The organism is Streptomyces sp. NPDC046335 (genome assembly GCF_055587985.1).
Genome location: NZ_JBVJFF010000008.1, coordinates 410133 through 429536, shown reverse-complemented (window position 1 = coordinate 429536; position 19404 = coordinate 410133). Strand labels below are relative to the sequence as shown.

The window sequence follows — 19404 nt, the reverse complement described above, 5'->3', positions numbered from 1 at the left end:
CTCTGCCACCTGGGCGTCCCCTGTCACGGGGACGCCCTTGGCGTGTTCGTGCCCCCGACACCCCCGCGACGCCCCGTGGCCACAGCTCGATAACGGACCGGACAGAAGGGTTCTTATGTCAGGTCTACGCGCGTTACGCTGCGGCGAAATCAGCGCCAGGTGAGGCGCTGATGCGTGCTTGTACTTGTTTGTACTAAGGAGTTCGTCTCTATGCGCCGGGTGTCTCGAATAGCTGTCGCGGGCGCCGCGACCGCAGCCCTTGCCGTCTCCGTCTCCGCCTGTGGTGGCACGTCAAGCGACGCCGCCGCGAGCAAGGACGACAAGAACAAGGGCGTCGCCATCGCCTACGACGTCGGCGGCGCCGGCGACCAGTCCTTCAACGATGCCGCCACCGTCGGCATGAAGAAGGCCGCAGCGGAGTTCAAGACCGGCGAGAAGGCCGTCGAGCCGGTCGACGGCGAGTCCGACGCCGACAAGGCGCAGCGCCTGACGCAGCTCGCCAAGCAGGGCTACAACCCCGTCATCGGCGTCGGCTACGCCTACGCGCCCGCCATCAAGGAGGTCGCGGAGAAGTTCCCGAAGACCACCTTCGGCATCGTCGACGACGAGACCGTCAAGGCGGACAACGTCGCCGACCTGGTCTTCAGCGAGCAGGAGGCGTCCTACCTCGCGGGCGTCGCCGCCGCCAAGACCACCAAGTCCAAGACCGTCGGCTTCATCGGCGGCGTGGACGTCCCGCTCATCCACAAGTTCGAGGCGGGCTTCGCGCAGGGCGTGAAGGACACGAACTCCAAGGTCAAGGTCGTCAAGCAGTACCTGACGGAGAAGGCCGAGGACGGCGGCTTCTCCAGCCCCGACAAGGGCAAGACGGCCGCGCAGGGCCAGATCGAGAAGGGCGCCGACGTGGTCTACCACGCCGCGGGCCTCTCCGGTCAGGGCGTCATCGAGGCCGCCGCCGCCAAGAAGGTCTGGGCGATCGGCGTCGACTCCGACCAGTACAAGCAGGACGCGCTCGCCAAGTACAAGAAGTACATCCTGACGTCGGCCACCAAGGACGTCGCGGGCTCGGTCTACAACCTGGCGAAGGCCGTCGAGGACGGCAGCGCCAAGGGCGGCGTCGTCCGCGCCGACCTCAAGTCCGGCGGTGTCGCGCTCGCGGAGTCGAACCCCGAGTTCATGGGCATGAAGGACGTCCAGGCCGCCCTCGAGAAGGCCGAGGCGGGCATCAAGGACGGAAAGATCAAGGTCAAGGCCACGCCGTAAGGCCGAGGCGTGACGCCGTGACGGCGTGACGGCAGCGGGATTTCCGTGCGACGGGGTGTGGGGGACGATGGTTCACCCCGCGCCCCGTTCGCGCGGACCGCGGCCCGATTCCCCCTCGTACGAAGGCACTTCGTACGAGGAACCTCCTCAGCAGCATCCACGAGGACCCAGCAGCACCAAATAGCGGGGGCACTGCGCGCGTAGGCGGCCCCTTTCCTTCAGTTCCCCGAGGAGAGTGCGCCATCGACGCGTCCACCAACCCTCCGCCCATCGCCGTCGAACTCGTCGGCATCACCAAGCGCTTCCCCGGAGTCGTGGCCAACCACGACATCCGGCTCACCGTCCGCAAGGGCACCGTGCACGCCCTCGTGGGCGAGAACGGCGCGGGCAAGTCGACCCTGATGAAGATCCTCTACGGCATGCAGAAGCCGGACGAGGGCACCATCACCGTCGACGGCGAGCAGGTCGCCTTCGCCGGCCCCGCCGATGCCATCGCCCGCGGCATCGGCATGGTGCACCAGCACTTCATGCTGGCCGACCAGCTCACCGTGCTCGAGAACATCGTGCTCGGCAGCGAGAAGCTGCACGGCATCGGCGCCGCCGCCCGGCGCAAGATCGCCGAGATCTCCGAGCGCTACGGCCTCGGGGTGCGCCCCGACGCGTACGTCGAGGACCTCGGCGTGGCCGACCGGCAGCGCGTGGAGATCCTCAAGGTCCTCTACCGCGGCGCCACCACGCTCATCCTCGACGAGCCCACGGCCGTGCTCGTGCCGCAGGAGGTCGAAGCGCTCTTCGACAACCTGCGCGAGCTGAAGTCCGAGGGCCTGTCCGTCATCTTCATCTCGCACAAGCTGGGCGAGGTGCTGTCCGTCGCCGACGACATCACCGTCATCCGGCGCGGCACGACGGTCGGCACGGCGGTCCCCTCCGAGACGACGCCGCGCCAGCTCGCCGAGCTGATGGTGGGCAGCGAACTGCCCACGCCGGAGACGGCGGAGTCGACGGTCACCGACCGGCCGATGATCGAGGTCGAGGGCCTGAAGCTGCTGGCCGACGGCGACTCGGGGCGTGCGCTGCTCGACGACATCTCGTTCACGATCCACGAGGGCGAGGTCCTCGGCATCGCGGGCGTCGAGGGCAACGGCCAGACCGAGCTGATCGACGCGCTCATCGCCCTCAAGCACGCCGACTCCGGTGTGATCCGCATGGCGGGCGAGGACATCACCGCCCACCCCACGCGCAAGCGGCGCGAGGGCGGCATCGGCTACATCCCCGAGGACCGCCACCGCCACGGACTCCTCCTGGAATCCCCGCTGTGGGAGAACCGCATCCTCGGTCACGTCACCGAGAAGCCGAACGCCGGCGGCACCGTCGGTTTCTGGCTGGACCTCAAGAGCGCCCAGGCCGACACGCGCCGCATCGTCGAGGAGTACGACGTCCGTACGCCCGGCATCGACGTGACGGCGGCCTCGCTCTCCGGCGGCAACCAGCAGAAGCTGATCGTCGGCCGCGAAATGAGCCACAAGCCGCGCTTCCTGATCGCCGCCCACCCCACCCGCGGTGTGGACGTCGGCGCGCAGGCGCAGATCTGGGACCAGATCCGCGAGGCCCGCCGTGAGGGCCTCGCCGTACTGCTGATCTCCGCCGACCTGGACGAGCTGATCGGCCTCTCCGACACCCTCCGCGTGATCTACCGCGGAAAGTTCGTCGCGGACGCCGACCCGGCCACCATCACGCCGGAGGAGCTGGGGTCGGCGATGACGGGTGCCGCCTCCGGTCACCTGGAACACGTCGAGTCCGGTGACGGCTCCGAGGAGGACGAGATCCGATGAAGAAGTTCGACAGGGAGCGCGTGCTCCTCGCGGTGGCCGGACCGGTCATCGCCCTTTTCGTGGCCGTGGCGCTGACCTCGGTCGTGCTGCTCGCCTCGGGCAAGAGCCCGATCGAGCCGTACAGCCTGATGCTGGAGCAGGCCACCTTCTCCGACATCCAGGTCCTGATCCTCAACCAGGCGGGGATGTACTACCTGGCGGCGCTCGCGGTGGCCATCGGCTTCCGCATGAACCTGTTCAACATCGGCGTGGACGGGCAGTACCGTCTCGCCGCGATGGTGACCGCCGTCGTCGGCGCGCACATCGCGCTGCCGTCCTTCCTCCAGATCCCCCTGCTCATGCTGGTCGCCATGCTCACCGGCGCCTTCTGGGCCGGCATCGCGGGCATCCTCAAGACCACCCGCGGCGTCAGCGAGGTCGTCTCGACGATCATGCTCAACGCCATCGCGACGAGCGTCATCGCCTACCTCACCCTCACCGACAACTTCGGCGTCCCGGTGGGCAACAACCAGACGACCGGCGTCATGGAGAAGTCCGGCTGGTTCCCCGGCATCAAGGTCGCGGGCGGCGAGATCTACGGCTTCGTGATCATCGCGGTGCTCGCGGGTGTCCTGTACTGGCTGATCCTCAACCGCACCCGGTTCGGCTTCGACCTGCGCGCCACCGGCGCCTCCGAGTCGGCCGCCGCGGCCTCCGGCGTCAACGCCAAGCGCATGGTGCTCAGCGCGATGCTGATCTCCGGCGCGGTCTCGGGCCTCGCGGGCCTGCCGATCCTGCTCGGCGACACCCACACCTACAGCCTCTCCTTCCCCGCGGGTCTCGGCTTCACCGCCATCGGCATCGCACTCCTCGGCCGCAACAACCCGGTCGGCATCGCCTTCGCGGCGCTGCTCTGGGCCTTCCTCGACAAGGCCTCGCCCGCCCTCGACTACGCCCAGCCGGAGGCGTACGACAAGGAGATCGCGGTGATCATGCAGGGCCTCATCGTGATCGCGGTCGTCGTCTCCTACGAGGAGGTGCGCCGCTGGGGCCTGCGCCGTCAGCAGCGCCGCGTCGGTGAGGAACTGGCCGCCGCCGCCCGGGCGAACGGCAACAACGGCAACAACGACTCCGTGAAGGAGGTGGCTGCCCGATGAGCACGGCAACCGTCGCCAAGCCCCCGGCCAAGCAGCCCGCGCCGGGCCGCCGCCGCGTCTCGCTCCCCGTCCTCCTGCTGATCATCGCGGGCGTCCTCGTGCTGACCTCCGTGGTCCGCCTCATCACCGGCGCGGACGGCATCACGTCCACCGGCCAGATGTCCACGGCCCTCAAGCTCGCCGTGCCGATCGGCCTCGCGGGCCTCGGCGGCCTGTGGGCCGAGCGCGCGGGCGTGGTCAACATCGGCCTCGAAGGCATGCTCATCCTCGGCACGTGGTTCGGCGCCTGGGCCGGCTTCCAGTGGGGCCCGTGGGTCGGTGTCCTCTTCGGCATCCTCGGCGGCGCGCTCGGCGGCCTGCTGCACGCGATCGTCACCATCACCTTCAACGTCAACCACATCGTCTCCGGTGTGGCCCTGAACATCCTCGCCCTCGGCGCCACCCGCTACCTCGCCACCTTCGCCTTCGAGGGCGAGGAAGGCGGTACGTCGAAGCAGTCGCCGCCCGTCGAATCGCTCGGGAACTTCTCCGTGCCAGGTCTCTCCGACTGGCTCATGGACCTGAACGACAAGCACTGGTTCCTGGTCTCGGACCTCGCGGGCCTGCTCGGCGGCCTGATCACCGACCTGTCGCCGCTCACCGTGATCGCCGTCGCGATGGTGCCGCTGAGCTGGTGGATCCTGTGGCGCACCTCGTTCGGCCTGCGCCTGCGCTCCTGCGGCGAGAACCCCATCGCGGCCGAGTCGCTGGGCGTCAACGTCTACAAGTACAAGTACCTCGCCGTCGTCATCTCCGGCGGCCTCGCGGGCCTCGGCGGCGCCTTCCTCTCGCTGGTCGCCTCCAACATCTACCTGGAGGGCCAGACCGGCGGGCGCGGCTACATCGGCCTCGCCGCGATGATCTTCGGCAACTGGATGCCGGGCGGGCTCGCGCTCGGCGCGGGACTGTTCGGTTACACCGACAGCCTGAAGCTCCGGGGTGGCGGCACCAACGTCCACGCACTCCTTCTGCTCATCGCGATCCTGCTGGTCATCGGCGCGATCTACCTCGCGTGGCGCAAGCGGTACGTCCCCGCGGTGATCACCGCGGCCGTCTCCGCGCTGATGTTCGTGTGGTACGGCTTGACCGACGAGGTGCCCAACCAGGTCGTCACCGCCACGCCGTACGTGGTGACCCTGCTGGTCCTCTCGCTCTCCGCCCAGCGGCTGCGCATGCCGAAGGCGGACGGAATGCCGTACCGGAAGGGCCAAGGAAAGTGACGACTGCCGCCGCCGACACCGACTGGGACGCCCTGCGGGAAGCCGCGCGCGAGGCCATGTCCCGCGCGTACGCGCCCTACTCCGGGTTCCCGGTCGGTGCCGCGGCCCTGGTCGACGACGGCAGGACGGTCTCCGGCTGCAACGTGGAGAACGCCTCCTACGGCCTCGGCCTCTGCGCCGAATGCGGCCTGGTCTCCCAGCTCCAGCTCACCGGCGGCGGCCGCCTCACCCACTTCACGTGCGTGGACGGCAAGGGCGAGATCCTGATGCCGTGCGGCCGCTGCCGTCAGCTCCTGTACGAGTTCGGGGGCCCGGAGCTGCTCCTGGAGACCGCTTCCGGGATCCGCGCCCTGGCGGAGATGCTGCCGGACGCGTTCGGCCCGCAGCACCTCGACTGAACACGACGGCCCCGCACTCCGGATCTTGTGATCCCGGGTGCGGGGCCGTCTTCATCTCGGCTCTCTATGCGCGTAGAGTCCCGAACGCATCCGTATACGTACGCTGTTGTACCGCTGGAAGGACATGCCAATGGACGTCATCTCCGTCATCCGCACCAAGCGCGACCGGGGCGAGCTCAGCGACGAGCAGATCGACTGGGTCATCGACGCGTACACGCGCGGCGCGGTCGCCGACGAGCAGATGTCCGCCCTCGCCATGGCGATCCTGCTCAACGGCATGAACCGCAAGGAGATCGCCCGCTGGACCGCCGCGATGATCGCGTCCGGCGAGCGCATGGACTTCTCCTCGCTGTCCCGCCCCACGGCGGACAAGCACTCCACCGGCGGCGTCGGCGACAAGATCACGCTGCCGCTCGCCCCGCTGGTCGCCGCGTGCGGCGCGGCCGTCCCGCAGCTCTCGGGCCGCGGCCTCGGCCACACCGGCGGCACCCTGGACAAGCTGGAGGCCATCCCCGGCTGGCGCGCGCTGCTCTCCAACGAGGAGATGCTGAACGTGCTCGACGGCGTCGGCTCGGTCATCTGCGCGGCCGGCGACGGCCTCGCCCCCGCCGACAAGAAGCTCTACGCCCTGCGGGACGTGACCGGCACGGTCGAGGCGATCCCGCTGATCGCCTCGTCGATCATGTCCAAGAAGATCGCCGAAGGCACGGGCTCGCTCGTCCTCGACGTGAAGGTCGGCACCGGCGCCTTCATGAAGAACGTCGACGACGCCCGTGAACTGGCCTCCACGATGGTCGGGCTCGGCACCGACAGCGGCGTGCGCACGGTGGCGCTGCTGACGGACATGTCGACCCCGCTCGGCCTCACGGCGGGCAACGCCCTGGAGGTACGGGAGTCGGTGGAGGTCCTCGCGGGCGGCGGCCCCGCGGACGTCGTGGAACTGACCCTCGCCCTGGCCCGCGAGATGCTCGACGCGGCGGGCCTGAAGGACGCGGACCCGGCGAAGGCGCTGGCCGACGGCTCGGCGATGGACGTGTGGCGCCGCATGATCGCGGCCCAGGGCGGCGACCCGGACGCGGCGCTGCCGGTGGCCCGGGAGACGCACGTGGTGACGGCCCCGTCGTCCGGCGTCCTGACCCGCCTCGACGCGTACGACGTCGGCGTCGCCGCGTGGCGTCTGGGCGCGGGGCGTGCGCGCAAGGAGGACGTGGTCCAGGCGGGCGCGGGCGTGGAACTCCACGCGAAGCCGGGCGACTCCGTCGAGGCGGGCGCCCCTCTCCTCACCCTGCACACGGACACCCCGGAGCGCTTCGAGTACGCGCTCCAGTCCCTGGAGGGATCCTTCGACATCGCCGCCGCGGGGACGTCCTTCTCGCCGAAGCCGATCATCCTGGACCGGATCAGCTGACCCCTGCCCCTTGAGCGGGGCTCTGGCCAAGGCGTACTCGTACGGGTGAACGGGACCGGTGGACCACCACCGGTCCCGTTCGGCGGCGTCACCGATGAGTTCCGTCCGCTGGGTCGGTCCATCCTGCATGGCCGACACCGAACCGCACCTCATCCGCATCGCGGGCCCTCTGCGCCCGGAAGACGTGCCCCGTCTCTGCGAGCAGGTGGCCGCCGCGAGACACGGCCCCGGCGCCGACGTCATCTGCGACGTCACCGCCGTGACGACCTCCGACCTCACCACGGTCGACGCCATCGCGCGGCTGCAACTGGCCGCCCGAAGGGCGGGGCGGACGATACGGCTCCGGAACCCCGCCCCCGCCTTGCTGGCCCTCCTCGGACTGGTCGGTCTGGTCGAACTGCTCGGCTTAGTCGTCGAGATGGAGCGGCATCCCGAAGAGGGGGAACCACCGCTGGGTGTCAAGGAAGCAGTGGAAGCCGGCGATACGGCCCTCTGAGATCTCGATGACCTGGATCGCCCAGGACTTGAATCCACCGTTCTCGGGATCGGGCTTGTACTGCGCGAAGCCCGGCGTGCCGTTCGCGTTCACCGGCAGGAGGCGGCCGTTGGCACACGGCGCGCCCATCGTGGACATGAAGCCCGTGATGTCCTCGGTGCCCCGCAGCCACAGGTCGAACGGCGGCATCGTCATGACGGCGTCCTCGGCGAGCAGCGCCGTGAGCGCCGCCATGTCATAGCCCTCGAAGGCGGTGACATAGCGGTCCAGGAGCTTCTGCTGCTCCTCGTCGAGCGGGTCGGAGACGGCGGTGTCGTCGTCCGGCCGCTCGGCGAGCGTGGCGCGGGCCCGCTGGAGCGCGCTGTTGACCGAGGCGACGGAGGTATCGATCAGCTCGGCGACCTCGCTGGCCTTCCACGCGAGGACCTCGCGCAGGATCAGCACGGCCCGCTGCTTCGGCGGCAGGTTCTGCAGGGCGGCGACGAACGCCAGGCGCACCGACTCCTTGGCGACGGCAGCCTCGGCCGGGTCGTGCGGGCTCGGCAGCACACGGGCGTCCGGCATCGGCTCCAGCCAGGTGTTGTCCGGGCGCGGGGTGAGCGCCGCCTGCGCCAGCGGGGCGGCGGCGGTCAGGTCCATGGGGCGGGCGCGGCGATTGCCCGCGTTCAGCATGTCCAGGCAGACGTTCGTCGCGATGCGGTACAGCCACGAGCGGACGCTGGAGCGGCCCTCGAACTTCTCGAAGCTGCGCCAGGCGCGCACCATCGTGTCCTGCACGGCGTCCTCGGCCTCGAAGGCCGAACCCAGCATCCGATAGCAGTACCCGGTCAGCTCGACCCGGTGCTTCTCCAGTGTGACGTCCAGCTCGGTCGTCGTCCCTGCGATGTCGCTCATCCCAACCCACCCCTGCGGCTCCATCCGAACGGCCCGGCGAAGGGCCTACTCGGGAAGCTACCGCAGCGCACTGACAACGGCCCCCGGAGTCGGGAAACCCACAGGCGGGGGCCCGTTGTCAGGAAGAGGGGGCGAGGGCCCGCCCGCTCGCGCGGGCCGCGTGGGAGCCCCACAGCGTGACCGACACGACGCCGAGCACCGCCAGGAGCCCGAGCCCCACCGTCCCGGCCCAGCCGCCCGCGTGGAAGGCGACGGCACCGAGCGTGCCGCCCGCGCTGGACCCCAGGTAGTACGCGGACTGGTACAGGGCCGAGGCCTGCGCGCGGCCCGTGGTGGCCGTACGGCTCACCGATGACGACGCCACCGCGTGCCCGGCGAAGAACCCGGCGGTGATCAGCACCAGCCCCAGGAGCACCAGGACCAGCGAGGGGGAGAGGGACAGGAGGAGCCCGCCCGTGGTCGTGCTCACCGCCAGGTAGAGCGCGCCGCGCCGCCCGAGCCTGGCCACCAGCTTGCCCGCCGCGGCGGAGGAGACCGTACCGACGAGGTAGACGAGGAAGACCGAGCCGATGATGCCCTGCGGGAGCGAGAAGGGCGCCTCGGTGAGCCGGTAGCCGATCACGGTGTAGACCGCGCCGAAGACGGTCATGAACAGCGCCCCGATCGCGTACAGCCTGCACAGGAGCGGGTTCGACAGGTGCGTGCGGACCGTGCGCGCCAGAGCCTTCGGGCTGAGCGAGGCCGGGGTGAAGTGCCGCGGCGCGGGCAGCAGCGCGCGGAAGGCGACGGCGCACAGGACGGCGAGGATGCCCACGACGCCGACCGCCGCGCGCCAGCCCCAGGCCTGCGCGACCCAGCCGGTGACGATGCGCCCGCTCATGCCGCCGATGGAGTTGCCCGCCACGAACATGCCGATGGCGGCGACCAGGGCCTTCGGCCGGACCTCCTCGGCGAGGAACGCCATCGCCGACGCCGGGAGCCCCGCGAGGGCCGCGCCCTGTACGGCACGCAGCGCGATGAGCGTCTCGACCGAGGGGGCGAAGGGGACCAGGAGACCCACCGCCACCGCGACGGAGAGCGAGGCGGTCATGACCGCGCGCCGCCCGAAGCGCTCGCTGAGCGCGCTGAGGGGCAGGACGAAGAGAGCCAGTGCGCCCGTGGCCGCCGACACCGTCCAGCTCGCCGTGCTCGCGCTCACCCCGAAGTCGTCGGAGACGAGGGGCAGGAGCGCCTGCGTGGAGTAGAGGAGGGCGAAGGTGGCGACACCCGCGAGGAAGAGCGCGAAACTCATCCGGCGGTAGCCGGGCCCGCCGGGCGTCATCCGCGAATCGGCGGCCGAGGGGGAGGGGGACGGCGAGGTGAGGGCGGCCGCGGGGGTGGTGGCGGTCGCCCCGCTACTGGCAGGAGGCATGCAAGGAACGTACGACCGCTTTTCTGATGCGTCCAATGCATGGAATCGCCATAATCATTCCCATGAAGCATCAGCAGAGGTCAGGCGCTCGCGTGTCACACAACAGTGACGCGGAGGACATCGTCACGCTGCTTGCGCCACGCCTCGCGTACTTCGCGGGGGTGGCCCGCACCGAGCACGTCACGCGCGCCGCCCAGGAGATGCAGATCCCCCAGTCGACGCTCTCCCGCGCCCTCGTACGCCTCGAAGGGGACCTGGGAGTCGACCTGTTCGCGCGCCGCGGCCGCACCGTCTCGCTCACCCCGGCGGGCCGCACCTTCCTCGCCTCGGTCGAGCGGGCCCTCGGCGAGGTGGAGCGCGCCGCCGAGTCGGTGCGCGCGGACGCCGACCCGGAGTCCGGCAAGGTCGCCTTCGGCTTCCTGCACACCATGGGCTCGGAGACCGTGCCCGGGCTGCTGCGGGCCTTCCGCGCCGACCACCCGCGGGTGCGCTTCAGCCTCGTACAGAACTACGGCGAGGCGATGCTGGAGCGGCTGCGCGCCGGCGAGCTCGACCTCTGCCTCACCTCGCCCGTGCCGGACGCCCCCGACCTGGTCGCCCGCCGCCTCGACGAGCAGCGGCTGCGCCTGGTCGTGCCCGACGACCACCGCCTGGCCGCACGCAAGCGCGTCCGCCTCACCGAGGCCGCCGACGAGGCCTTCGTGACCCTTGAGCCCGGCTACGGCCTCCGCCGCATCACGGACGACCTCTGCCAGGAGGCGGGCTTCAGGCCCCGCGTGGCCTTCGAGGGCGAGGAGGCGGAGACCCTGCGCGGCCTGGTCGCGGCGGGCCTGGGCGTGGCCCTCCTGCCGCCGCCGGCCGTGCGGCGCCCCGGAGTCGTGGAACTGACGGTGACGGGCCAACGGGCGGTACGCGAGATCGGCGTCGCCTGGCTGGACGGCCACCCGGACACTCCGCCGGTGGCGGCGTTCAAGGAGTTCCTGCTGAGCAGAAAGGGAAAGCTGCTGCAACAGTCGACATGACGGGGGCGGGCCACCGCCTCACCGCCTCACCGCCGAAGCGACTGCCCGAAGCCGGAGGCCAGCGGCATCCGTAGCCCCAGTGGCGGCGGCGCGGCCAACGCGTCCTCCAGGGGGCGGGCGAACCCGGCCCCGAACAGCGTCCCGAGGACGAAGTCGGAGGCCAGCGCCAGCACTTCGCTGTGATGCTGTTGCAGCCGGTGCCCGTCCGAGTGCACCTCGAACCGGCACACGTCGCGATTGGCCTTCTTGGCCCGCTGCGCGAACCGGAACGACAGCTCGGGATCGGTCCGTTCGTCGTTCGTGCCGTGCACGATCAGGACCCGCCGCCCCGCGAGCTGCTTCACCGGTTCGGGCGGCGCGGCCATGTCGTCCTCCGGCAGCCAGGGGGCGAGCGCCAGGACGGACTCGACCGCGCTGTGGCCGCCCGCGCGCAACGCGGCCCTGCCGCCCATGTCCACTCCGGCGAGGCAGACGGGGACGTCGCCGTAGAGACGTACGATCTCGTCCGCCGCCCAGGTCGCGTCGTGGGCGAGCTGCGCCTGCGCGCCGTTCCAGCCGCGGCTGCGGTAGTGCACGACGTGCGCGGCGAGGCCCGACCCGCGCCCGTCGTGGGCCAGCTTGCGGCCGAGCGCGCGCACGGCGCCGGCCGCGAGCGGAGATGGTCTGCGGGTGGATGTCTCGGCGCCGCCGGGCAGCAGTACGACCGCACCGCTCACCGCCGAAGGGGCCGTTCCGACCGCGCGCCCGAGCCTGGGCGCCCCCGTGGGCCCCGTCGTCCCATGCTGTGCCATGACAGAACAGTGTCAGAAGCGGCGGTGTACGCCACCCGTCCGCAGGGTCACTGTTACGTATCGACCAGTGAGTTCTACGCGCGTAGGCGCTAGAGTGCCGAAATGACGAGCCAGACTCACACGACCGGTCACACGGACCGCGAGACGCCCAGCGCCGAACAGATCCGCCGCGCCCCGAAGGTGCTCCTCCACGACCACCTCGACGGTGGCCTGCGCCCCGGCACGATCGTCGACCTCGCCCGGGAGAACGGGTACGAGGGACTGCCCGAGACCGACCCCGACAAGCTCGGGATCTGGTTCCGCGAGGCGGCCGACTCCGGGTCCCTGGAGCGGTATCTGGAGACCTTCGCGCACACCTGCGCGGTGATGCAGACGAAGGACGCCCTCAAGCGCGTGGCCGCTGAGTGCGCCGAGGACCTCGCCGAGGACGGCGTGGTCTACGCCGAGATCAGGTACGCCCCCGAGCAGCACCTGGAGCAGGGCCTCACCCTCGAAGAGGTCGTCGAGGCGGTCAACGAGGGCTTCCGCTTGGGCGAGCGCCGCGCGAAGGAGAACGGCCACCGCATCCGCGTGGGCGCGCTGCTCACCGCCATGCGGCACGCCGCCCGCGCCCTGGAGATCGCCGAGCTGGCCAACCGCTACCGCGACCTCGGCGTCGTCGGCTTCGACATCGCGGGCGCGGAGGCGGGCTTCCCTCCCACCCGCCACCTCGACGCCTTCGAGTTCCTCAAGCGCGAGAACAACCACTTCACGATCCACGCGGGCGAGGCCTTCGGCCTGCCGTCGATCTGGCAGGCCCTGCAGTGGTGCGGCGCCGACCGCCTCGGCCACGGCGTGCGCATCATCGACGACATCGAGGTCGCGGAGGACGGCAGCGTGCGCCTGGGCCGCCTCGCCAGTTACGTACGGGACAAGCGCATCCCCCTGGAGCTCTGCCCGACGTCGAACCTCCAGACGGCCGCCGCGTCCTCGTACGCCGAGCACCCCATCGGCATGCTGCGGAAGCTGCACTTCCGGGCCACGGTGAACACCGACAACCGGCTGATGTCGGGCACCAGCATGAGCCGCGAGTTCGAGCACCTGGTCGAAACGTTCGGCTACACGCTCGACGACATGCAGTGGTTCACGGTCAATGCGATGAAATCAGCGTTCATTCCTTTCGATGAGCGGCTCGCGATGATCAACGACGTGATCAAGCCCGGCTACGCCGAACTGAAGTCCGAGTGGCTGTTCCGTCAGACCGTCTCCACCAGCGCGTCCACCGCGAAGTAGCGCACGGCCCGCGCGTCGCCGCGGGCACCGGAGCGGCCGGGGAGTACGCCACCCGGCCGCTCTTCGCGTCCTGCGCCCGTGATCCGGAGGCCGCGCGGTCGTTGAACCGCCCGGATCCCCGTCATCGAATTCGCAAGGACGCCCTGAAGATGAAGCAGTCTGCCGCCAAGACCCTCGGTGTCGCCGCTCTCGGTGCCGCCTTCGCCGCCGCCGGAGCAGGTGCCGCGAGCGCCGCCCCCGCCGCCCCCGTCGTCCCTGACGCCGCGGCCCTCGGCACCGTCGTCTCGGCCCTCCCGCTCGACCAGCTCGCCAAGACGCCGCCCGGGGTCACCTCCGAGTCCGTGGCGCAGGGCGCCCTCCTTGGCGGCATGGCCGCGCAGCCCATCGCGGAAGAGGCCGCCCGGTCGCTCACGTCGACGGACCGCAAGGACGCGCTCGGCGCCGTGCTCGACGGCCTGCCGGTCAACGGCACCGGACTGAACGGCGTGCCGCTCTAGGCAGGCTCACGGCACGACGAATGGGGCGCCCCTCCGCACGGGAGGGGCGCCCCATCGTGTCTCGGTCACCAGGCCGTTCGGCGGGCCTTGTCCTCGGAGGGCAGCAGGAGCCACATCGCGAGATAGAGCAGGAACTGCGGGCCGGGGAGCAGACAGGAGACCACGAAGATCACGCGCATCGTCTTCGCGGAGGTGCCGAAGCGCTTGGCGAGGGCTGCGCACACTCCGCCGATCATCCGGCCGTGCGTGGGGCGGGCAAGGGCGGTCATGTCGGGCTCCTTCGTGAACCGTGGACGGGAGGCTTCTCGTATGCCCCGATGTCTCCACGCTACGACCGGAAAGCGGTACGAAGCGTCGCTCTACGGTGCGATCCCGACCCTGGGAATCGTCGGGGTCGCACCCTGAGACGTGTCCTCCCGGGGGAGGGCCGCGCCGCGCTCGAGCTCCGCGTGGTGGCGGAGCCTGGCACGCGCCGCCGGCACGACCGCGAGATGGACGGCCGCCACCCCGAGCGTGTTCAGGAGCAGCGAGTCGATGTCGACGACCTGACCGGGCACGCCGGTCTGGAGCAGTTCGATGCCGAGCGAGAGCAGCGCCCCCGCGGCGACGGTTCGCACCAGGGAACCCCACGGCGACACGACGAGCCGGCCGCCGGCCAGCGGGAGCAGCGCGCCGAGCGGCGCGAGCAGCAGCAGGGCCTCGCCGATCCGGCGGGTGGCCTGCACTCCGCCGAGCGCCAGATCCGCCTTGATCCCGGCGAGCGGCTGTAGATTCGCGGCGCTCACCCAGGGGACGTCCAGTGGACGCAGCGTGATCCATCCGACGAGCAGAAGGTGCGCGGCGAGGAGGAATCCTCCCGCCGCACGGAAGCGGATGGCGGCGGTACGGCCGCCCGAGCCTTGACGCACGCCCCCCAAGACGTCATGGGCGGCAGGATCGGTTCCGCGTCCGTGTGCCTGTTACCCCACGGTCGCTTCTGTTACCGCACCGTCTCAGAAGGGGGCTCCACCGAGCCCGGCCGCGAGCGGACCTCCGGCGCGCACGTGTAGCGCCGCAGCGGATCATCACCCGGTCCACCCATGATCACCGTCTGGTCCTGGGCCGACGCCGCGCTGTCGGCCAGCGTGCACACGATCTGCGCGAGCGCGAACGCGGAAAGATCCTGCGGCGGCCTGCTGAGGCGCAGCGCCTCATCCGGCTCACCCCGCGAAGGCCCGGAGACCGTGGTTCCGCCGCGTACGTCCGTGGCGAAGCCGGCCTGTTTCTCGGCCTCCGAAGGGGGCGCGGCCAGCTCGTCGAGCAGGGCCTGCGCGATCCGTACCCGGTCGGTGGTCGCCTTGTCCTCGTGGACCCGCACGGCCCGGTCGACGGTCACGAGCTGCGCCGCGCAGACCAGGAAGACCTGCACGGGGACCTCGCTGCCCGACTGCGAGGCGATGCTGGAGCCCGACATCACGCACGGCACCCGCGACGGCGCGGGCCCGAAGTCGGTCGGCACCTCCGTGGACCTGATCCCGCAGCCGGCGAGCCCGGCGGCCAGCACGGCCGTGACGACCGCGGCACGCGTACGACGCCCCGTCATGCGGGCTCTCCCTCGGTCTCGGCGGGCTCTTCGGGGCTTCCGCCGTCCCGCGGCAGCCGCAGCGTGAACACCGCGCCGCCCGTCGGGCAGTTGGCCGCGGAGATCTCACCGCCGTGGATGTGCGCGTTCTCCAGGGCGATGGACAGGCCGAGGCCGCTGCCCTCGGACCGCGGCCTGGACGCGCTCGCCTTGTAGAAGCGGTCGAAGACGTGCGGCAGGATGTCCGCGGGAATGCCGGGACCGTGATCGCGTACGGAGATGACGAGCTCCGCGTCCTCCAGGCGGGCCGAGACCTCCACCGGGGAACCGCCGTGCTTGAGGGCGTTGCCGATGAGGTTGGCGAGGATGACGTCGAGGCGGCGCGGGTCGAGGCGTACGGTGATGCCGCGCTCGGCGTCGAGCTCGACCGCGTCCAGCCAGGCGCGGGTGTCGATGCACGCCGTGATCTGGTCGGCGATGTCCACGTCGTCCAGGACCAGGCGCGCGGTGCCCGCGTCGAAGCGGGTGACCTCCATGAGGTTCTCCACGAGGTCGTTCAGGCGGCGGGTCTCGCTCACCACCAGGCGTACGGCCGGTTCGATCATCGGGTCGACGGAGCCGGTCTCCGCGTCGAGCTCCTCCTCCAGGATCTCGGTGACGGCCGTGATGGCGGTCAGCGGGGTGCGCAGCTCGTGCGACATGTCGGCGACGAAGCGGCGCGACGCCTCGTCACGGGCGCTCATGTCGGCGACCTTCTTCTCCAGGTTCTCGGCGGTCCTGTTGAACGTCCGGGACAGGTCGGCGAGTTCGTCGGTGCCGGAGACGCGCAGCCGGGTGTCGAGCTTGCCCTCGCCCAGCCTGCGCGCGGCCACCCCGAGGCGGTGCACCGGTTTGAGCACGGTCGTCGCGGCGGCCTGGGCGAGCAGCGCGGAGCCGATCAGGGCCAGCGCGGTGGCGATCGCGAGGGACCAGCCGAGCGAACTGAGGTCCTTGGCCTCCGGCTCCAGCGACTTCAGCATGTAGCCGGTCGGGCCGCCGCCGATCACCTCGGCGCCGCCGACCAGATACGGGGTGCCGTGCTCGGAGGTCCGCTGCCAGTACAGGTGGTGGGGGCTCTTGTTGCCCGAGGTGACCGGCTGCCGCTTGGCCACCGCTTTCTGAAGTGAGCGGGGGACCTTGGCGAGCGTGAAGGCGTCCAGGTCGGAGTAGCCGACTATCCGGCCGCCGCCCTTCTTCTCGGCGACGAGCAGCACGCTGTAACGCTGGCTGCTGTTCGCCATCTGCCCGGCCGCGACCTGGAGTTCCTCCTGCGAGGGGTTGGCGGGCAGCGCGCCGGCCCGCGTCTGCATCTGCTGCCGGAAGTCCTTGAGCGCCGCGTCCTGCGCACGCGTCAGCACGGCCTCGCGGTTGAGCCAGTACGCGATGCCGGACGCGGAGACGGCGGCGGTCAGCGCCACGAGGCCGAACACCAGCACGAGACGCAGTCGCAGACTCGTGAAGCGGATTCCCGCGAGCACGGCCCTGCGCGCCGCGGGCAGGGCGCGGAGCTTGTCCTGCGGTTTGGTCACTGAGGCGTGTCCAGCCGGTAGCCGACCCCGCGCACCGTACGGATCAGCGTGGGCGACGACGGCACGTCCTCGACCTTGGCGCGCAGCCGCTGCACGCACGCGTCCACGAGCCGCGAGTCACCGAGGTAGTCGTGCTCCCACACCAGGCGCAGCAACTGCTGTCGCGACAGCGCCTGTCCGGGCCTGCGGCTCAGCTCCAGGAGCAGCCGCAGCTCGGTCGGGGTGAGCTGGAGGTCCTCCCCGTTCTTCGTCACCGTCATCGCCGCGCGGTCGATGACCAGCGAACCGAACGTCGCCGCGTCGTTCGCCTCGCGCTCGCCGCGCCGCAGCACGGCCCGGATGCGCGCGTCGAGGACGCGGCCCTGCACGGGTTTCACCACGTAGTCGTCGGCACCGGACTCCAGGCCCACGACCACGTCGATGTCATCGCTGCGCGCGGTCAGCAGGATGATCGGCAACTGGTCGGTGCGCCGGATGCGACGGCACACCTCGAACCCGTCGATGCCCGGCAGCATCACATCCAGCACGATCAGGTCCGGCCGCTGCTCGCTGAGCAGCTTCAGGCCGTCCTCGCCGGTGGCAGCAGTGGCCACCCGGTGTCCCTGGCGCGTCAGCGAAAGCTCCAGGGCCGTCCGGATGGCGTCGTCGTCCTCGATCAGCAACAGGGAAGGCACGAACGTCATTCTGTCCCATGCCAGGGCTCCAGTACGACTGCTGGAGCGCTCCCTCACCTCACCCTCACGCGCGATACGGGGTGGCGGACCCCTGTGACAGGCCTGTGACAGTCGGCGGACACCGTCATGAAGTGGGTCCGGCAGAGTTCTGGTCACAAGCAAAAAGCACCACAGCACAGACCGAATGAACCGGACTCCACCGATGGGGGGCGCGAGATGAATACGCTGCACAGCACCAGGTCAAGCGCAGTTGTCACGCGTCTCCACGATGTCGGCCGGAGCTCTGAGAAGTCCGGTGCCGTGAGCGGGCGGGGGTGCGCTCGCGGTACCGGGCGTCAGCACACCACGTACATGACGGTGGTTGACGCACCTCACGGGGGAACCGCGTACGGGGAGGAACCGGGGGAGCGGAAGAGCTTGTCGGAGGCGGAGTTCACCGCCTACGTCCAGGAGCGCCGCGCCTCCCTGTACGCCACCGCCTACCACCTGACCGGTGACCGGTACGAGGCCGAGGACCTGCTCCAGAGCGCCCTCTTCTCGACGTACCGGGCCTGGGACCGGATCAGCGACAAGGCCGCGGTGGGGGGCTACCTCCGCCGCACCATGACGAACCTGCACATCAGCGCGTGGCGCCGCCGCAAGCTGAACGAGTATCCGACCGAGGAACTGCCGGAGACGGTGGGCGACACGGACGCGATGCGCGGCACCGAGCTGCGCGCCGTGCTGTGGCAGGCCCTGGCCCGGCTGCCCGAACTCCAGCGCACGATGCTGGTCCTCCGCTACTACGAGGGCCGCACCGACCCGGAGATCGCGGACATCCTCGACATCAGCGTGGGCACGGTGAAGTCCAGCATCTGGCGCTCGCTCCGCCGGATGCGCGAGGACGAGGTCCTCAGCTTCGGGCGTGACCAGGAGGAGTCCTTCGGCGAGTTGGTCGCCTGAGGATCGGGGGGAACACGGGGGAAGTACGGGGGCCGTCGCTCCGGGGGGACGCGGCGGAGCACGGGGGAACAAGCGGGGAACACGGGGGAGACAAGTAGCGGGACCGGAAGGCCGGGGGGTCTTTCCGGTCCTTCTGCTTGTCCGGGGGCGGGCGCTCCCGGGGCCTGCCGGAGCGGGGCGGCCCGTCAGCCGGCGTCGACGCCCGCCGCGACACGCCGCCCGGCGGCAGCGGCGGCAACCCTCCCCAGGGCCTCACCCTTGGCACAGGGGTACGCCCCGAGGGCGGCCTGCCGGGCCACGATGGCGCGTTCCGCGCGCATCAGCCGCCAGCCCCTGCGCAGCAGGAACGGCACCGACTTGCGCCCCTCGCGCAGATCCCGCAGCAGCCGCCGCCGGAACGTGGTGGAGGGCCGGCCCCGCAGACAGATCGCGTCGGCGAGCACGCCGTTCTCCCGGCACCGCTCCACGATGTCCGCCGCGAAGATGCCCTCGGCGATGAACAGCGGGGTGCGCTCGATGTCCAGGGACTCCTGGCCGACGCGCGCGCTGGTCGCGATGTCGTACACCGGGACGCGCGTACGCCCCGTACGGCACAGCTCCTCGATGGCGGCGAGCGCCACGTCCGCGTCCCAGGAGGCGGGCGAGTCCCAGTCGATGTCCGCGCTGCCGGGGACGAGCGGCAACGTGGGGTCGTCGCCCTCCTTGTAGAAGTCGTCCAGGCAGAGCACGGGGAGCCCGGAGCGGGCGGCGAAGACGGACTTGCCCGAGCCCGAGGGGCCGCAGAGCAGCACGACGCGGGCGGGTGTCGGGGGCTGGGATCCCAATGCGCTGACCCTTTTCAGATGTTGGTTCGCCTCGAGTGGTCGGGAGTCATTATCAACGGCGGCGCGAAGCATGCCCATACCGGCCGTGAACGGACCGCGAAAAGGGATGCGGGAACGCGCGTTTGAGCTCCCGGGGCCGCCTGTGGCGCCTCCCGT

At 70.8% G+C, this 19404-nt stretch carries 20 protein-coding genes; 11 read left to right on the top strand and 9 right to left on the bottom strand.

All coding sequences use genetic code 11. The annotated features are described in order from the left end of the window. Positions 1 to 210: 210 nt before the first annotated feature. The 7 genes from ACZ6JY_RS22190 to ACZ6JY_RS22160 all read left to right on the top strand — a co-directional run bounded on the left by ACZ6JY_RS22190 (position 211) and on the right by ACZ6JY_RS22160 (position 7792). Positions 211 to 1263: a BMP family lipoprotein gene (locus tag ACZ6JY_RS22190; RefSeq protein WP_469197934.1), complete on the top strand. Its 1053-nt coding sequence runs from the start codon at positions 211 to 213 to the stop codon at positions 1261 to 1263. A gap of 242 nt (positions 1264 to 1505) precedes the next feature. Further along, positions 1506 to 3095, top strand: coding sequence for an ABC transporter ATP-binding protein (locus ACZ6JY_RS22185; RefSeq protein ID WP_469198041.1), 1590 nt, complete (start codon positions 1506 to 1508; stop codon positions 3093 to 3095). Then, a complete protein-coding gene (locus ACZ6JY_RS22180) occupies positions 3092 to 4231 on the top strand; it encodes an ABC transporter permease (protein ID WP_469197931.1) in 1140 nt (379 codons plus the stop codon). Before ACZ6JY_RS22185 ends, ACZ6JY_RS22180 begins: the two co-directional genes overlap by 4 nt. Continuing rightward, positions 4228 to 5490 carry an ABC transporter permease gene (locus ACZ6JY_RS22175; protein ID WP_469197929.1) on the top strand — a complete coding sequence of 421 codons (1263 nt, stop codon included), beginning with the start codon at positions 4228 to 4230 and terminating at the stop codon, positions 5488 to 5490. The genes ACZ6JY_RS22180 and ACZ6JY_RS22175 overlap by 4 nt, the downstream gene beginning before the upstream one ends. Next, positions 5487 to 5888 (top strand): cytidine deaminase, encoded by a 402-nt coding sequence (locus tag ACZ6JY_RS22170; protein WP_469197927.1) that lies wholly within the window; start codon positions 5487 to 5489, stop codon positions 5886 to 5888. The genes ACZ6JY_RS22175 and ACZ6JY_RS22170 overlap by 4 nt, the downstream gene beginning before the upstream one ends. A gap of 124 nt (positions 5889 to 6012) precedes the next feature. Further along, entirely contained in the window at positions 6013 to 7296 is a 1284-nt protein-coding gene (locus ACZ6JY_RS22165) for a thymidine phosphorylase (RefSeq protein ID WP_469197925.1), read from the top strand. A 127-nt stretch (positions 7297 to 7423) separates the two neighbouring features. Continuing rightward, on the top strand, positions 7424 to 7792 hold the full coding sequence (locus ACZ6JY_RS22160) for an STAS domain-containing protein (RefSeq protein ID WP_469197923.1): 369 nt from the start codon (positions 7424 to 7426) through the stop codon (positions 7790 to 7792). Here ACZ6JY_RS22160 and ACZ6JY_RS22155 read toward each other — a convergent pair. Further along, positions 7703 to 8686, bottom strand: coding sequence for a sigma-70 family RNA polymerase sigma factor (locus ACZ6JY_RS22155; protein WP_469197921.1), 984 nt, complete (start codon positions 8684 to 8686; stop codon positions 7703 to 7705). The genes ACZ6JY_RS22160 and ACZ6JY_RS22155 overlap by 90 nt on opposite strands. A 118-nt stretch (positions 8687 to 8804) precedes the next feature. Next, on the bottom strand, positions 8805 to 10097 hold the full coding sequence (locus tag ACZ6JY_RS22150; protein WP_469197919.1) for an MFS transporter: 1293 nt from the start codon (positions 10095 to 10097) through the stop codon (positions 8805 to 8807). 62 nt (positions 10098 to 10159) lie between these two features. Between ACZ6JY_RS22150 and ACZ6JY_RS22145 the strand changes: the two genes are divergently transcribed. Continuing rightward, positions 10160 to 11119: a LysR family transcriptional regulator gene (locus ACZ6JY_RS22145; RefSeq protein WP_469197917.1), complete on the top strand. Its 960-nt coding sequence runs from the start codon at positions 10160 to 10162 to the stop codon at positions 11117 to 11119. Between the two features lie 26 nt (positions 11120 to 11145). Here the strand turns inward: ACZ6JY_RS22145 and ACZ6JY_RS22140 are convergent, their stop codons facing one another. After that, positions 11146 to 11910 carry an alpha/beta hydrolase gene (locus ACZ6JY_RS22140; RefSeq protein ID WP_469197915.1) on the bottom strand — a complete coding sequence of 255 codons (765 nt, stop codon included), beginning with the start codon at positions 11908 to 11910 and terminating at the stop codon, positions 11146 to 11148. A 102-nt stretch (positions 11911 to 12012) separates the two neighbouring features. Between ACZ6JY_RS22140 and ACZ6JY_RS22135 the strand changes: the two genes are divergently transcribed. Then, positions 12013 to 13182 carry an adenosine deaminase gene (locus tag ACZ6JY_RS22135; RefSeq protein WP_469197913.1) on the top strand — a complete coding sequence of 390 codons (1170 nt, stop codon included), beginning with the start codon at positions 12013 to 12015 and terminating at the stop codon, positions 13180 to 13182. 149 nt (positions 13183 to 13331) lie between these two features. Further along, positions 13332 to 13679, top strand: a complete 348-nt coding sequence (locus tag ACZ6JY_RS22130) for an ATP-binding protein (protein ID WP_469197911.1) — start codon at positions 13332 to 13334, stop codon at positions 13677 to 13679. Between the two features lie 65 nt (positions 13680 to 13744). Here the strand turns inward: ACZ6JY_RS22130 and ACZ6JY_RS22125 are convergent, their stop codons facing one another. The 5 genes from ACZ6JY_RS22125 to afsQ1 all read right to left on the bottom strand — a co-directional run bounded on the left by ACZ6JY_RS22125 (position 13745) and on the right by afsQ1 (position 17482). Continuing rightward, positions 13745 to 13948: a PspC domain-containing protein gene (locus ACZ6JY_RS22125; protein WP_469197909.1), complete on the bottom strand. Its 204-nt coding sequence runs from the start codon at positions 13946 to 13948 to the stop codon at positions 13745 to 13747. Positions 13949 to 14038: 90 nt separating this feature from the next. Then, positions 14039 to 14587: a VanZ family protein gene (locus ACZ6JY_RS22120; RefSeq protein ID WP_469197907.1), complete on the bottom strand. Its 549-nt coding sequence runs from the start codon at positions 14585 to 14587 to the stop codon at positions 14039 to 14041. A gap of 71 nt (positions 14588 to 14658) precedes the next feature. Beyond that, positions 14659 to 15261: a hypothetical protein gene (locus tag ACZ6JY_RS22115; RefSeq protein ID WP_469197906.1), complete on the bottom strand. Its 603-nt coding sequence runs from the start codon at positions 15259 to 15261 to the stop codon at positions 14659 to 14661. Beyond that, the gene (locus ACZ6JY_RS22110) at positions 15258 to 16808 is read right to left on the bottom strand and encodes an ATP-binding protein (protein ID WP_469197904.1); all 1551 of its coding nucleotides are present in this window, start codon (positions 16806 to 16808) and stop codon (positions 15258 to 15260) included. Before ACZ6JY_RS22110 ends, ACZ6JY_RS22115 begins: the two co-directional genes overlap by 4 nt. After that, positions 16805 to 17482 (bottom strand): two-component system response regulator AfsQ1, encoded by a 678-nt coding sequence (gene afsQ1, locus ACZ6JY_RS22105; RefSeq protein ID WP_030562528.1) that lies wholly within the window; start codon positions 17480 to 17482, stop codon positions 16805 to 16807. Before afsQ1 ends, ACZ6JY_RS22110 begins: the two co-directional genes overlap by 4 nt. Before the next feature lie 216 nt (positions 17483 to 17698). Here afsQ1 and ACZ6JY_RS22100 point away from each other — a divergent pair, with 216 nt between their 5' ends. Then, the gene (locus tag ACZ6JY_RS22100; RefSeq protein ID WP_469197902.1) at positions 17699 to 18424 is read left to right on the top strand and encodes a SigE family RNA polymerase sigma factor; all 726 of its coding nucleotides are present in this window, start codon (positions 17699 to 17701) and stop codon (positions 18422 to 18424) included. 185 nt (positions 18425 to 18609) lie between these two features. Here ACZ6JY_RS22100 and ACZ6JY_RS22095 read toward each other — a convergent pair whose 3' ends face one another. Further along, positions 18610 to 19248, bottom strand: a complete 639-nt coding sequence (locus tag ACZ6JY_RS22095) for a uridine kinase family protein (RefSeq protein WP_469197900.1) — start codon at positions 19246 to 19248, stop codon at positions 18610 to 18612. Positions 19249 to 19404: the final 156 nt, after the last annotated feature.

Bases quoted from the DNA above. Each gene is read 5' to 3' on its own strand.
- ACZ6JY_RS22190 (WP_469197934.1), top strand. From the start codon at position 211: ATGCGCCGGGTGTCTCGAATAGCTGTCGCGGGCGCCGCGACCGCAGCC.
- ACZ6JY_RS22180 (WP_469197931.1), top strand. From the start codon at position 3,092: ATGAAGAAGTTCGACAGGGAGCGCGTGCTCCTCGCGGTGGCCGGACCG.
- ACZ6JY_RS22175 (WP_469197929.1), top strand. From the start codon at position 4,228: ATGAGCACGGCAACCGTCGCCAAGCCCCCGGCCAAGCAGCCCGCGCCG.
- ACZ6JY_RS22165 (WP_469197925.1), top strand. From the start codon at position 6,013: ATGCCAATGGACGTCATCTCCGTCATCCGCACCAAGCGCGACCGGGGC.
- ACZ6JY_RS22160 (WP_469197923.1), top strand. From the start codon at position 7,424: ATGGCCGACACCGAACCGCACCTCATCCGCATCGCGGGCCCTCTGCGC.
- ACZ6JY_RS22155 (WP_469197921.1), bottom strand. From the start codon at position 8,686: ATGAGCGACATCGCAGGGACGACGACCGAGCTGGACGTCACACTGGAG.
- ACZ6JY_RS22150 (WP_469197919.1), bottom strand. From the start codon at position 10,097: ATGCCTCCTGCCAGTAGCGGGGCGACCGCCACCACCCCCGCGGCCGCC.
- ACZ6JY_RS22145 (WP_469197917.1), top strand. From the start codon at position 10,160: ATGAAGCATCAGCAGAGGTCAGGCGCTCGCGTGTCACACAACAGTGAC.
- ACZ6JY_RS22140 (WP_469197915.1), bottom strand. From the start codon at position 11,910: ATGGCACAGCATGGGACGACGGGGCCCACGGGGGCGCCCAGGCTCGGG.
- ACZ6JY_RS22135 (WP_469197913.1), top strand. From the start codon at position 12,013: ATGACGAGCCAGACTCACACGACCGGTCACACGGACCGCGAGACGCCC.
- ACZ6JY_RS22130 (WP_469197911.1), top strand. From the start codon at position 13,332: ATGAAGCAGTCTGCCGCCAAGACCCTCGGTGTCGCCGCTCTCGGTGCC.
- ACZ6JY_RS22125 (WP_469197909.1), bottom strand. From the start codon at position 13,948: ATGACCGCCCTTGCCCGCCCCACGCACGGCCGGATGATCGGCGGAGTG.
- ACZ6JY_RS22115 (WP_469197906.1), bottom strand. From the start codon at position 15,261: ATGACGGGGCGTCGTACGCGTGCCGCGGTCGTCACGGCCGTGCTGGCC.
- ACZ6JY_RS22100 (WP_469197902.1), top strand. From the start codon at position 17,699: ATGAATACGCTGCACAGCACCAGGTCAAGCGCAGTTGTCACGCGTCTC.